This is a genomic window from Microcystis sp. (assembly GCF_048564745.1).
GTDB lineage: Bacteria > Cyanobacteriota > Cyanobacteriia > Cyanobacteriales > Microcystaceae > Microcystis > Microcystis ichthyoblabe_A.
Genome location: NZ_JBLZRT010000035.1, coordinates 1 through 13494, shown reverse-complemented (window position 1 = coordinate 13494; position 13494 = coordinate 1). Strand labels below are relative to the sequence as shown.

General features: G+C 45.3%; 10 protein-coding genes and 1 pseudogene. 7 read left to right on the top strand and 4 right to left on the bottom strand.

The window, feature by feature from the left end; translation table 11 throughout:
* Nucleotides 1-609 (bottom strand): annotated as a pseudogene (gene ndhH, locus ACOCD9_RS06115) (photosynthetic/respiratory NAD(P)H-quinone oxidoreductase subunit H); the annotation flags it as partial.
* Between the two features lie 442 nt (nucleotides 610-1051).
* Between ndhH and pruA the strand changes: the two are divergent.
* Both pruA and ACOCD9_RS06105 read left to right on the top strand, forming a co-directional pair.
* Nucleotides 1052-4021 carry an L-glutamate gamma-semialdehyde dehydrogenase gene (gene pruA / locus ACOCD9_RS06110; protein WP_419546766.1) on the top strand — a complete coding sequence of 990 codons (2970 nt, stop codon included), beginning with the start codon at nucleotides 1052-1054 and terminating at the stop codon, nucleotides 4019-4021.
* A 351-nt stretch (nucleotides 4022-4372) separates the two neighbouring features.
* A complete protein-coding gene (locus ACOCD9_RS06105; RefSeq protein WP_419546765.1) occupies nucleotides 4373-6007 on the top strand; it encodes an alpha-D-glucose phosphate-specific phosphoglucomutase in 1635 nt (544 codons plus the stop codon).
* Nucleotides 6008-6075: 68 nt separating this feature from the next.
* Here the strand turns inward: ACOCD9_RS06105 and ACOCD9_RS06100 are convergent, their stop codons facing one another.
* The 3 genes from ACOCD9_RS06100 to ACOCD9_RS06090 are packed head-to-tail and all read right to left on the bottom strand — an operon-like array spanning nucleotide 6076 to nucleotide 8418.
* On the bottom strand, nucleotides 6076-6486 hold the full coding sequence (locus tag ACOCD9_RS06100) for a TerB family tellurite resistance protein (protein WP_419546764.1): 411 nt from the start codon (nucleotides 6484-6486) through the stop codon (nucleotides 6076-6078).
* A 1-nt stretch (nucleotide 6487) separates the two neighbouring features.
* Entirely contained in the window at nucleotides 6488-7828 is a 1341-nt protein-coding gene (locus ACOCD9_RS06095) for a 16S rRNA (cytosine(967)-C(5))-methyltransferase (RefSeq protein ID WP_419546762.1), read from the bottom strand.
* The gene (locus tag ACOCD9_RS06090; RefSeq protein ID WP_306342206.1) at nucleotides 7825-8418 is read right to left on the bottom strand and encodes an alpha/beta hydrolase; all 594 of its coding nucleotides are present in this window, start codon (nucleotides 8416-8418) and stop codon (nucleotides 7825-7827) included. Before ACOCD9_RS06090 ends, ACOCD9_RS06095 begins: the two co-directional genes overlap by 4 nt.
* 187 nt (nucleotides 8419-8605) lie before the next feature.
* Here ACOCD9_RS06090 and ACOCD9_RS06085 point away from each other — a divergent pair, with 187 nt between their 5' ends.
* The 5 genes from ACOCD9_RS06085 to ACOCD9_RS06065 form a co-directional block, all read left to right on the top strand.
* Nucleotides 8606-8794, top strand: coding sequence for a hypothetical protein (locus ACOCD9_RS06085; RefSeq protein WP_190358786.1), 189 nt, complete (start codon nucleotides 8606-8608; stop codon nucleotides 8792-8794).
* A 19-nt stretch (nucleotides 8795-8813) separates the two neighbouring features.
* The gene (locus ACOCD9_RS06080) at nucleotides 8814-10382 is read left to right on the top strand and encodes an NAD(P)H-hydrate dehydratase (protein WP_419546760.1); all 1569 of its coding nucleotides are present in this window, start codon (nucleotides 8814-8816) and stop codon (nucleotides 10380-10382) included.
* 410 nt (nucleotides 10383-10792) lie between these two features.
* Nucleotides 10793-12598 (top strand): aspartate kinase, encoded by a 1806-nt coding sequence (locus tag ACOCD9_RS06075; protein ID WP_108937976.1) that lies wholly within the window; start codon nucleotides 10793-10795, stop codon nucleotides 12596-12598.
* A gap of 107 nt (nucleotides 12599-12705) precedes the next feature.
* The gene (locus ACOCD9_RS06070; protein WP_110578141.1) at nucleotides 12706-13098 is read left to right on the top strand and encodes a hypothetical protein; all 393 of its coding nucleotides are present in this window, start codon (nucleotides 12706-12708) and stop codon (nucleotides 13096-13098) included.
* 60 nt (nucleotides 13099-13158) lie between these two features.
* Nucleotides 13159-13494, top strand: a 336-nt coding sequence (locus ACOCD9_RS06065) for an NB-ARC domain-containing protein (RefSeq protein WP_419546768.1), incomplete at its 3' end; no start/stop codon positions are given.

Genomic DNA, 13494 nt, shown 5'->3' with positions numbered 1-13494 from the left:
ACGACGGCGGAAAATCGGGTTATTAGTGATTAATTTCTCGTATTCGTCCACTTTGGGGTCAAAATAGTCACAGAAATCCTCGCACTTATCCACCCATCCGTAGGGTAAATCCACCGCCACGCCACCAATACGGAAATAATTGTTATTAATTAACCGCATTCCCGTGGCAGCTTCCCAGAGGTCATAAATCATCTCCCGTTCCCGGAAAATGTAGAAAAAGGGAGTTTGTGCGCCTACATCCGCCATAAAGGGGCCTAACCAGAGTAAATGGTTAGCGATGCGGTTGAGTTCCAACATAATCACCCGGATATATTGCGCTCGTTTGGGAACGGCGATATCGGCTAATTTTTCGGGAGCATTGACCGTAATCGCCTCATTAAACATCCCTGCGGCGTAATCCCAACGACTAACGTAGGGAACGTACATGACATTGGTGCGATTTTCGGCAATTTTTTCCATGCCCCGATGAAGATAACCGATTACGGGTTCACAGTCAATCACGTCTTCCCCGTCAAGGGTGACGATTAAGCGCAAAACTCCGTGCATCGAAGGGTGATGGGGTCCCATGTTTAAAACCATGGGTTCTGTTCTCGTTTCAATTTTTGCCATAGGGCTACCGATGATCCCGAAAATCTTTTTAAAGTTATTATAGGTAAACGCTTCGACAATACACAAGGACTATCGGGTATCAGTAATCAGTGATCAGTAATCAGTAATCAGTAGTCAGTAGTCAGGAGATTATTTTTATTTATTCTCCCCACTTCCCCACACCCTACACCCCACACCCTACACCCCACACCCTACACCCCACACTCCACACCCTAAACCCTACACCCCCACTTCCCCGCTCGATCGAGTACAATAGAGTGTTCAGCAAAAGCGATCAGCTATTAGCTTTGATTAGTCCTTCGGTAAGAATATAAACCAGAGAAAAGAGCCATTAAGAGCGGCAATCAGCTAAAAAAGCTCAAAAACTGAATTTTAGGCTGAAGGCTGACGGTAGCTTGCTGAAAGCTGAATCCCGTTGATAATTTTTTTTACTTGAATCACCGTGGTTATCCAAATCGACTCAACTCAAAACTACGAAACTAAAACCCAAGAGATCGCTAGACAACTTTTAGCCGAAACTCGGGAAAAAAAAGGTCTTTGGTCTGCTTTACAGGATCAAATGCGTTGGGATGATAAATTACTCGATTGGGCAATGTCTAACCCCAATTTACGAGTACAATTATTCCGTTTTATTGACTGTTTACCCGCTTTACGCAGTAATGCCGAGATCGCTAATCATCTCCAACAATACCTCGGTGATGCTTCCGTAGAACTGCCCAGTGCGCTGAAAAGTATCCTCAACTTTAGTGATCCTAACTCCCTACCCGCTCAAACGGCCGCCAGTCTGATCAGTAAATCCGTAGAAACCTTAGCTCGTAAGTATATCGCCGGGGAAGACCTAGGGCAAATTACTCGCACTGTCACCCGTCTGCGGAAGGAAAAAATGGCTTTTACCATAGATCTCCTCGGTGAAGCGGTAATTACTGAAGCGGAAACCCAAGTTTATCTACAAAGTTATCTGGATTTAATGACCCATTTGGCTCAAGAAGCGACCAAATGGAATAAAGTTAGCCAAATTGATGAAGCGGACGGCGACTTACTACCACAAGTGCAGGTTTCTGTCAAGCTAACTGCCTTTTATTCTCAGTTTGATCCCATAGATCCGATTGGCAGTAAGGAGAAAGTTTGCGATCGCATTCGCCTACTGTTGCGACGCGCTCAGGAGTTAGGGGTGGCAGTCCATTTTGATATGGAACAGTACGTTTATAAAAACCTCACCCTGGCTATCCTGAAAGAATTACTCCTAGAAGAAGAATTTCGCAGTCGTACCGATATTGGCATCACCCTACAGGCATATTTAAGAGATTCTGCCCAGGATTTACAAGATTTAATTAATTGGGCCAAAAAGCGCGGTTATCCCCTGACTGTCCGGCTAGTCAAAGGCGCTTACTGGGATCAGGAAACGATTAAATCTCGGCAAAATCATTGGCCACAGCCGGTATATAACGAAAAATCGGCCACCGATGCCAATTATGAACGGATGACGCGGTTATTATTGGAAAATCATCAATATTTATACGCCGCCATCGGTAGTCATAACGTGCGATCGCAAGCCTTGGCCTGTGCGATCGCAGAAAGTTTAGAAATTCCCCGTCGTCGCTTTGAAATGCAGGTATTGTACGGCATGGGCGACCAATTAGCCAAAGCCTTAGTGAAGCGGGGTCATCGGGTGCGGGTTTATTCCCCCTACGGACAACTCTTACCCGGTATGGCCTACCTAATCCGCCGTTTATTAGAAAATACCGCTAATAGTTCTTTCCTAAGGCAAAATTTGGAGGATCGTCCCGTGGAAGATTTAATCGCAGCCCCCCGGGTTTTAGGCCAGGATAACCCGATTATCGCCGGTTTTCCTAATGCCCCCGATACAGATTATGCTAACGAGCAATTACGAAATAAAGCGAGTCAAGCCCTTACTTTTGTCAAAAATTCCCTCGGTAAGACCTATTTACCCCTAATTAACGGCGAATACGTCGCCACCAATGTTCAAATTAATTCCGTTAATCCCTGTAACCCGCAGGAAATAGTGGGGAAAGTAGGCTTAATTGAGGTGGAACAGGCAGAAAAAGCGATCATAGCGGCAAAACAGGCTTTTCCCGCTTGGAAACGCACTCCAGTGGCAAAAAGAGCCGAAATACTGCGAAAAGCGGCGGATTTGATGGAAGCGCGACGACACGAGTTATCGGCCTGGATTTGTTTGGAAGTGGGCAAAGTTATCCAACAGGCGGATCCGGAAGTGTCAGAAGCGATCGATTTTTGCCGTTATTACGCCTCCGAGATGGAAAGACTGGATTTAGGGCATAATTTCGACGTAGCAGGCGAGAATAATCGTTATTCCTACCAACCCCGGGGTATTGCTTTAGTGATTTCCCCCTGGAATTTCCCTCTTGCGATTGCGGTGGGGATGACAGTAGCGGCTTTAGTAGCCGGTAACTGCACGCTATTGAAACCAGCCGAGACTTCATCGGTGATTACGGCGAAATTTGCCGAGATTCTCCTAGAAGCGGGTATTCCTGCTGGAGTCTTCCAATATATCCCGGGTAAAGGTTCCCAGGTGGGGTCCCATTTAGTCAGCCATCCCGATGTTCACCTAATCGCCTTCACCGGTTCACGAGAAGTGGGCTGTCGCATCTATACAGATGCCTCTATCGTCCAAAAGGGTCAAAAACACCTAAAACGAGTTATCGCCGAAATGGGCGGCAAAAATGCCCTAATTGTCGATGAGAGTGCCGATTTAGATCAGGCCGTTGTCGGTGCGGTTAAGTCCGCTTTTGGCTACACCGGTCAGAAATGTTCGGCCTGTTCGCGGATAATCGTTCTGGAAAGCGTCTATGATAGCTTTGTTGATCGCTTTGTCGAGGCTACCAAGTCCCTCAATATCGGGCCGACGGATTTACCGAGTACGGAAGTAGGACCGGTTATCGACGAGAAAGCTCAAGCAAGAATTCGGGAATATATCGAAACTGGTAAAAAAGAGGCAGAATTGGCCCTAGAAATGCCAATTCCAGAAGTGGGTTACTTCGTCAGTCCCACCGTCTTTAAGAATGTTCCCCCCGATGCGGTAATAGCGATGGAGGAAATTTTTGGTCCGGTGGTGGCAATTATCAAAGTGAGCAATTTTGAGGAAGCTTTAGCTGTAGCTAACGGAACCGACTATGCTTTAACCGGTGGCTTATATTCTCGCACTCCTGCCCATATTAACCGAGCTATGCAGGAATTTGAAGTGGGAAACCTCTATATTAACCGGGGAATCACCGGTGCGATTGTCTCCCGTCAACCCTTCGGGGGTTTCAAGATGTCGGGGGTAGGTTCCAAAGCAGGGGGTCCCGATTATCTCTTGCAATTCCTCGAACCTCGTCACATCAGCGAGAATATTCAACGTCAGGGATTTGCACCGATTGAAGGGGCCGATTAAGCGATATAGCTAAAATTGGTTATTATTGGGGGTTTATACCCCCAAACCTGGTTAATTTATCGGCTAAGACCCATCTTAACCCCCTATCCTTAGATTAGCTCTCTTATTCTTTGTGTGATCTCGCGTAGCGAGCGCGTTGCGACCAGTTTAAGTTATATAGGAGCGATCGATCTCTGTGTCCTTTGTGTCTCTGTGGTTCCTTCCACTCGCTCGCCGGCGGCACTGTATCTTAGAATATATTTTACTCACCAAACCCAATAGAACCGTTGTCTTTCTTACCTGATTTCTTGGCTGTCAACCTACTGCTATATACTTAAGTTTACAATTGCGTCAGCCCATCGAGAAAAGACTATGACGATTGAAACCGTTGCCACAAAACCCTTTAGTGACCAAAAACCGGGGACTTCCGGACTGCGAAAATCCGTTCCCGTTTTTCAACAACCCCATTATCTGGAAAATTTTATTCAAGCTATCTTCAATACTTTAGACGGTATCGAGGGTCAAACCCTAGTTGTCGGTGGAGATGGTCGTTATTATAACCGTCAAGCTATTCAAACTATCCTGAAAATCGCCGCCGCTAACGGTATCGGTAGAATACTCGTGGGGACCGATGGTATTGTCTCCACTCCGGCTATTTCTGGGTTAATTCGCGAAAATAACGCTTTTGGCGGTATTGTTCTCTCCGCTAGTCATAACCCCGGCGGTCCGGAGGGCGATTTTGGCATTAAGTACAATATTACTAACGGCGGACCGGCCCCGGAAAATATCACCGATGCAATTTATGCCGAGACGAAGGTGATTAGCGGTTATAAAATCCTCTTAGGGGCCGATATTAATCTTGATCGCCCCGGTTCCTTTAAACTGGGAACTATGGATGTGGAAGTGATCGATGCGGTCACTCCCTATGTCAAAATGATGGAAAAGATTTTTGATTTCGATCGCATTCAGACCCTACTCACTTCTGGTAAGTTTAAAATGTGCATGGATTCTCTCCATGCGGTAACCGGTCCCTACGCTTATGCTCTATTTGAACAGCGTTTAGGAGCGCCCAAGGGTACTGTATTAAATGGTATTCCCCTAGAGGACTTTGGTGGTGGTCATCCCGACCCTAACCTAGTCTATGCCCATGATCTGGTAGAAATTCTCTTTGGTCAAGAGGCTCCAGATTTTGGGGCCGCTTCCGATGGAGATGGCGATCGCAATATGATCCTCGGTCAGAATTTTTTTGTCACCCCTAGTGATAGTTTAGCTGTACTGACTGCCAACGCTCATCTAGTACCGGGCTATCAAAATGGTATCACGGGAGTGGCGCGATCGATGCCCACCAGTGCGGCGGCCGATCGCGTAGCGGCTAAACTGGGAATTGACTGTTATGAAACTCCCACCGGTTGGAAATTCTTCGGTAATTTGTTAGATGCGGGGAAAGCAACCCTTTGCGGTGAGGAAAGTTTCGGCACGGGTTCCAATCATATTCGCGAAAAAGATGGTTTATGGGCGGTTCTTTTCTGGTTAAATATTTTGGCAGTTAAAGGGGAATCTGTAGAGGAAATTGTTCGCAGTCATTGGCAAGAATTCGGTCGTAATTTCTATTCTCGCCATGATTATGAAGAAGTCGCCTTAGAACCGGCTAAAGAGATGATGGCACGTCTCCAGAAGCTGGTTTTAGACCTTAAGGGTAAACAATTTGGTAACTATGAAGTGGAATATGCCGATGATTTTAGCTATACGGATCCCGTGGATGGTAGTGTGAGTAAAAATCAAGGTATTCGCATTGGTTTTACCGATGGTTCTCGGATTATTTACCGTCTATCGGGTACGGGAACTAAAGGGGCAACTCTTCGGGTTTATCTAGAAAGTTATGAACCGGACGCAAGTAAACACGATATCGACACCCAAAAGGCCCTACAGCCGTTAATTGATTTAGCCGAAGAAATCGGTCAAATTCGTCAATCTACTGGACGGGAACAACCCACAGTTATTACCTAAAATCTAGGGAGAAGCTATCAGTTTTTATCGGGGAAATTTTTGACCTGCTCATCACTGATAGCTACTCCTTAATTACTTTCAGTAATTGCCCTGTGGTACAATTTTTGAATTCCCGTCACTAATTTATCTAACATTGATCGATGGCTATCATGAGTCGGATCGAAACTCTGCACTTTAGTTAATAATTTCGCTTCCTGTATATCCACGTCGTCATCGCTATAGATTAAAGTGCTAATCGATGTTAGTAGATCTTGATAGATTTCTGGACTAGGATTGTCGCCTAAATAGGACTCTAACCATCGATAACATTCACCGGTTTTAACTGGTTTTAGTTCCGATAATAGTGGTTTAATCTCCGGATCATCATCAAGTTTTTCCCTCACAGCTACCTGTCTTAAATAGCTTCTTTCTGATGGTTGAATGACACCATCAATCCAAGCAACACCGATGAGAATTTTCAGTAATTGTTTATTTTTCATCTCACACTTCCTTGACTAACTTAGCCATAAAAAAACCGTCTTGATTATGTCGATGGGGTAACACTTCGATCGCTCCCGTTTCTGTATAGTATTCTGAGAAAGATGAATTAGAGTCAGGAGTGGCCATTTTCCAATCGGGATGAGCCGCTAAAAACTGCTCGATCACTCTTTCATTTTCTAACGGATTTAAGGTACAGGTGGCATAAACTAAGATTCCCTTCGGTTTTACCCAAGTAGCAGCCGAGGCTAAAAGTTCCCCCTGTCGTTTGGCTAGTACAGGTAAATTTTCGGGTGTTTGTCGCCAACGTATATCAGGACGCTTGTGCAGGGTTCCCAATCCTGAACAGGGAGCATCGATTAGTACACGATCGGCGATGCCGCACCACTGGGGACGATCGCGACTATCCCCTAGATGTATTTCGATCGCTTTTAAGTCTAATCTTTTAATATTGGCTTCTAACTGTCGTAAACGGGATGCCGTTTGATCACAGGCTAATATTCTACCCCGATCGCCCATTAATTCGGCAATATGAGTGGTTTTTCCCCCCGGTGCCGCACAAGCGTCGATAATTGTCTCTCCGGGCTGGGGATCGAGTAGATAAGTGACTAATTGGGCGCTAATATCCTGTAGGGTGTAATTTCCGGCTCGAAATCCCTCTAAACGCTCAATATTGCCTAAACCAGAGGTTAAACGGCAAGCTAGAGGTAACTTAAGATGATTAAAAGTTATATTGGCTGATTCTAACTCATTTTCTAGGGCTTCTTGGCTAGTTTTCAGGGGATTAATCCGAATATCGAGGTCAGGAGAGCGATTAAACCATTGACACAGTTGTTCCGTTTCCGTAACACTAAAGCGATCTAACCACAATTGCACCAACCAATCGGGGAAACTGTGGAGAATGCCCAATCTAGAAGCGGTATTTTCCGGCAAAATTAAAGGATCGTCGCCATTAGCAGTTAAACGGAGATATTGCCGCAGCATTCCGTTAACCACCGCCGCTAATTTGCCTAAATGACTGATTTTAGTTAATTCTACCGCCGTATTCACCGCCGCCGATGGGGGAATCTGGGATAGATAACGCAGTTGATAAAGACCAATATGGAGAATTCGCCGTAAATCCGGGGGTTGCTGGGCCGCGGTTTTTTTCCCCAAGCGATCGAGCAGCGCATCCAAAGTTCTTTGGCGGCGCATTGTACCATAAACAATCTCCGTTGTCAAGGCTTTGTCAAGACAATTTAAGGAACTAGCGGACAAATGGCGATCAAGAGCGCGATCGGGATAGGCGGAGGAGCGATCGATATCGCGTAAAATCAGCAAAGCCAGCTGACGAGCATTATTCATGCAGTTTCTAGACGATTGCGGAGGAATTGGCGTAATATAGTCAGCGCCGGAATCGGGATTTCGTGACCCATATTTAACTCGTGATATTCGACGTTAACCCCCAAACCAAGCAGTAAATCCCTGGCTTGACGAGCAGCAGCGATAGGAACGACGGGATCCTGCTTACCATGAACAATTAAGACATTTTGTGGACCTTGGGGATGGGGTTCACCGTGCAGATAACCACTCAGGGAACCCAATCCCGCCAAGGGTAAGGATAAACCCACATCCAGCGTCATCGCTCCCCCTTGGGAAAAACCGGTCAAAAAAGTCCGCTCTAGGGGAATACCGGTAGTTGCTTCTAGGGAAATAATCCAATCCTGCAATTGTTGACGACTAGCGACTAAACCTTGATAATCGGAGGTTTCTAACGCATACCAGGCGCGTCCCCCCGGCACTTGCGGATGATCGAAGGGAGCATTAGGAAACAAAAATTGACAATCAGCCAGATCCAGCATCGATGCTAGGGGGGCCAGATCCATGGCATCCGCACCCCAACCGTGCAGCATGATCACTAGATAGCGAGCGGGATTTTCTGGGGAAGGGGGAATGACAATCGGGTTAAAAGACAGGGTTTTTTCCTCGCAATTCTCTTTTTTATCTATTCTATAGCGGTTTTCCCCGGGGTGAGATGGCTGTGGGGGAGTCTTTTCAGTGATCAGCTTCAAATAATATCTGTAGGGGCGAATTGCATTCGCCCTCTTGGAATAACTTCTGCTTCTGGGAGAAGGTTTGGGGGTGAGGACATTGTGGGCGCACGCAGTGCGCCCCTACCATTGGCGCAATGATATTATTGTAGGGGCGAATCACCGTCAAGCTAAAACTAGACAGAATGATCTGGCTATTATTACCCAAACCAGCCTTGAGCCAGTGAAAATTGGGGCTAATTGGCAATTTTTCGGCAAAAAAGTTATCTACACCTGTTAACAGGCAATTTATCCCCCGAATGAGCTACAATTATCGGTCAAACGTGGTTAATAGTGAGCAGATGCGTCGCATTGAAGGGGCGATTTTTGCCTCTGGTATGCCTGTGGCCGCTTTGATGGAAAAGGCAGCCCTGTTAACGGCACAACAGCTTAAAAAGTCCTATTCCTTGGCTAATTTCTCCAAAATCGGCGTTATAGTTGGCCCTGGTCACAATGGCGGCGACGCTCTCGTGATTGCTCGAGAATTACATCTCGCCGGTTATCAAGTATCTCTTTTTTGTCCGATCGCCAAACTCAAGGATTTAACAGCACAACAGGCGAATTATGTCAAGCATTTAGGCTTAATTTTTCAGAAAACTTTAGAATCTTTGCGGGATTGTCAGTTAATTATCGATGGTCTTTTCGGTTTTGGTTTAGAAAGGACTTTATCGGGAGAGATTGCCGAATTAGTCGATAAAATTAATAGTTGGCAAAAACCGATAATTAGTATCGATATTGCTTCGGGAATTCACACCGACACCGGAGAGGTTTTAGGCACGGCAATTAAAGCTACTCATACCTTTTGTTTGGGACTCTGGAAGCGAGCTTTTTTCCAGGATTTAGCCCTACCCTATCTGGGTAAAGTGGAGTTAATTGATATAGGAATTAGTCCCCTTGACCTAGAAACAATTTTACAAGATTCACCGCCAATTCTGAGAGTTAATCCCGATCTAATTCGCCCTTATTTACCTTTACCCCGTCCTCTACTTACCCATAAATATCAGCAGGGACATTTATTAATTATCTGTGGTTCTCGTCGTTATGCGGGGGGGGCAATTCTCGCCGGATTAGGAGCGCGAGGTAGTGGTGTGGGAATGCTTTCTATTGCCGTTCCTGCTGCCCTCAAATCTTTATTAATTAGTCATTTACCAGAAGCATTAATTATCGATTGTCCCGAAACTGCCACGGGAGCTATTGCCGAACTTCCCCTCGAATTAAATAATTATCATGTCCTCGCCTGTGGTCCTGGATTAACCACAGAAAATCCTGCTATTATCGAACAGGTTTTAGACAGTGATAAGGCGATTATACTCGATGCCGATGCTTTAAATATTTTGGCTCAATTGGGTATAGAAAAATTATCATCTCGTCAGAATAAGACAATTTTAACGCCTCATTGGGGAGAATTTAAACGCTTATTTCCTAACTTATCAGGTTCTCAGGACAGGATTAATATCACTCAAGAAGCATCTCAACAAAGTGGTGCAATTGTCTTATTAAAAGGAGCCAGAACTATAATCGCCTCCCCGGAAGGTAAAATGTATTTAATTCCCGAAAGTACCTCCGCTTTAGCGCGAGGTGGTAGTGGTGATGTCTTAACGGGACTAATCGGCGGATTCTTAACCCAAATGCCGGATAATCCCCCAGAAACAACTGCATTAGCGGCTTATTTACACGCTCAAGCTGGCATTTTAGCAGCCAAAGAAAGGACAGAATTAGGAGTAGATGGAGTGACTTTAGCTAATTATTTATTTGCTGCCCTTAAAGATTTGATCCCCCCTGCCCCCCTTGATAAGGGGGGTGCCGATAGGCGGGGGGATCAGAATTGATGATTTTTACTGTATCTAACATTCAAATATCTTTCATAATACCCACCTAAGAAACGCAGAAATAAGTAGCGTTCTATCTTTGTGTCCTCTGTGTCTTTGTGGTTCGTTCCATTCACTCGCCAGCAGGACTATATCTTAGAATACATAATACCCACCAAACCTAAGAGAGCCAAAATATTATTAATAGCATAAATGTACTGTATTTAAACTGAGTAAGGGTATTTTAGTACAAATGCTCGAACTGCCTCAACCTAGCTCCGGCTCTCCCTTCTCCGGTGCAGTCTTAACGAGTAATTCAGATAGTCGGCATTTGATAAAACATAAGGAATGTTAACCAAAACCACTTATCGTTAGGAATTTTGATAAGTTGGAGATTGAACAAAGATAGAAAGTCTCTAGCGCTGACAACTATGGCTGTAATTGTCCAAAAATACGGTGGTACATCGGTAGGTTCCGTGGAACGCATTCAATCGGTCGCTCAACGGGTCAAAAATACGGTAATAGCAGGAAATACCGTGGTGGTGGTCGTTTCTGCCATGGGTAAAACCACCGATGGATTGGTCAATTTAGCCAAACAGATCGCCGCCGAACCCTCGCGCCGGGAGATGGATATGTTATTATCCACGGGGGAACAGGTAACAATCGCCTTGATGAGTATGGCCCTAGAGGAAATCGGACAACCGGCCATCTCCCTAACCGGCGCTCAAGTGGGAATTGTCACGGAATCCGAACATAGTCGGGCCCGTATCTTAGAAATTAAAACCGATCGCCTTTCCCGTCATCTATCGGAGGGTAAAGTAGTTGTTGTCGCCGGTTTTCAAGGTGTTAGCGATAGTGATCAACTAGAGATTACCACCTTGGGGCGCGGTGGGTCCGATACCTCGGCCGTGGCCCTAGCAGCCGCCTTAAAAGCCGATTTTTGCGAAATTTACACCGATGTACCCGGTATTCTCACCACTGACCCCCGTTTAGTCCCCGAAGCGCGTCTTTTAGACCAAATCACCTGCGATGAGATGCTCGAATTAGCCAGTTTAGGGGCGAAAGTTCTCCACCCGCGAGCGGTGGAAATCGCCAAAAACTTCGGGGTTCCCTTGGTTGTCCGCTCCAGTTGGACAGAGGATCCGGGTACTTGGGTGACATCCCCGGCACCGAAACCGCGCACCCTGCAAGGATTGGAATTGACAAAAGCAGTGGATGCGGTGGAATTTGACGGTAATCAGGCGAAAATCTCCCTTTTACGGGTTCCTGATCGTCCCGGTATCGCTGCCCGTTTATTCGGGGAAATCGCCCATCAACAGGTGGACGTGGATTTAATTATTCAATCGATTCACGAGGGGGACAGCAACGATATCGCCTTTACGGTGATGGGAAATGCCTTAAAAAAAGCCCAATCCGTGGCCGAAGCGATCGCACCAGTTTTACGTTCCCATCCCACTAATACAGAGGAAGCGGAAGTGATCATCGAATCCGGGGCCGCTAAAATCGCCATTACTGGCGCTGGTATGATCGGCCGGCCGGGAATTGCTGCCCAAATATTTAGCACTTTGGCCGCAGCGGCAATTAATATCGAAATGATCTCCACTTCTGAAGTAAAAGTCAGTTGTGTCATCGATGAAGCGGACGGAGAAAAAGCAATTAAAGTCCTTTGTGATGCTTTTCAAGTGGAGTATTCTGCTAAAGTTGCTCATTGCGAAATCCCTAAAAATTTAGTCCCAGTACGGGGAGTGGCCCTAGATAATAATCAGGCCCAAATGGCCATTCGTAACGTCCCCGATCGCCCCGGGATGGCGGCGAGAATTTTCTCGGTTTTAGCGGCAAAAAATGTCAGTGTTGATATGATTATTCAATCCCAACGCTGCCGCATTGTCGATGGTATTCCCCGACGGGATATCGCTTTTACTTTACCCCAAGCTGATGCTAATTTAGCCCAAAAAATCCTCTTAGAACTATCGGAAAGTTTGGGTTTACAGGAAGTGGTGGTTAATAATGATGTGGCCAAAGTGAGCATTGTTGGTTCAGGAATGGAAGGACAACCGGGGGTAGCAGCACGCTTTTTTGAAGCTTTAGCAAAGGAGAAAATTAATATTTTGATGATTGCTACTTCTGATATAAAAATCAGTTGTGTGGTGAATCAGGAAGATGGAGTCAGGGCCCTACAAGTGGTTCATGCCGCTTTTGGATTAGCCGGACAGGGTAAAATTGAAGTACCCGCCTAAATGAAATTACAAGTTCTATGATGGGGGTAAGAGTTGTTTAATTGCTGGCAACTTAACCCCCCAAAAACCAGATAAATAAGTTAACCCTCATCACCCCGATTTTATCTATGGAACCGATAACAGTGGCGACAATTGTTGCTTTGGTATTTCAGACTACTGTAGAAAAATTTACCGAAGCTGCTCTAGAAAAAATTAATACTTTGCGGCAAATCATCTGGAATAAACTTAAAGCTAATCCTAATGCTGAAAAAGCTTTACAAGCTGCTGAAAAAGGGTCAAAAACTGATCTAGAAAAAGTAGCAGATTATTTAAAGGTTGCCATGAATGATGAAGCAGATTTTGCCGAAAAAGTCAAGGGTTTAGCAACAGAAATTCAATCCTTGAAAATTCAGGATAATAGTAGTATGAACCAGACTAATTATGGAGGGACAAATTTCCAGAATAAGGTTGAGGGTGGTGAAGTTTATCAAGCAGCAACTATAAGCATTAATAAAACCTGACTGCAGCCGCCTGTTCAGGAACAGGTTAAACAACATCCTCACAATTTATCTAATAGTAATATCCCTAAATTTGTTGGTAGAGATCAGGAATTAATTGACTTAAAAAAGCAATTACAACAATCCCAAAAGCTTGCTATATCTACCTTAACGGGAATGGGAGGCATAGGTAAAACCGAACTAGCCAGACAGTTTGGCTGGCAAGAATGGCGGGAAAAAGCCTATCCGGGGGGTATATGTTGGTTAAGTGTGGCAGAAAGTGACGGCGGTTTTATCGGTACTTCTATTTTAGATTTTGCGCGGGTACATCTCAAATTAACTTTACCGGATGAGGGAGAATTAGACGTAAAAATTCGTTATTGTTGGCAAAACTGGTTAGCGGGAAATGTCCTAATTATT

Excerpts from the sequence above, each read along its gene's own strand:
- ACOCD9_RS06070 (WP_110578141.1), top strand. The coding sequence starts at position 12,706 with ATGGAACCGATAACAGTGGCGACAATTGTTGCTTTGGTATTTCAGACT.
- ACOCD9_RS06100 (WP_419546764.1), bottom strand. The coding sequence starts at position 6,486 with ATGAAAAATAAACAATTACTGAAAATTCTCATCGGTGTTGCTTGGATT.
- ACOCD9_RS06080 (WP_419546760.1), top strand. The coding sequence starts at position 8,814 with ATGAGCTACAATTATCGGTCAAACGTGGTTAATAGTGAGCAGATGCGT.
- ACOCD9_RS06095 (WP_419546762.1), bottom strand. The coding sequence starts at position 7,828 with ATGAATAATGCTCGTCAGCTGGCTTTGCTGATTTTACGCGATATCGAT.
- ACOCD9_RS06105 (WP_419546765.1), top strand. The coding sequence starts at position 4,373 with ATGACGATTGAAACCGTTGCCACAAAACCCTTTAGTGACCAAAAACCG.
- ACOCD9_RS06075 (WP_108937976.1), top strand. The coding sequence starts at position 10,793 with ATGGCTGTAATTGTCCAAAAATACGGTGGTACATCGGTAGGTTCCGTG.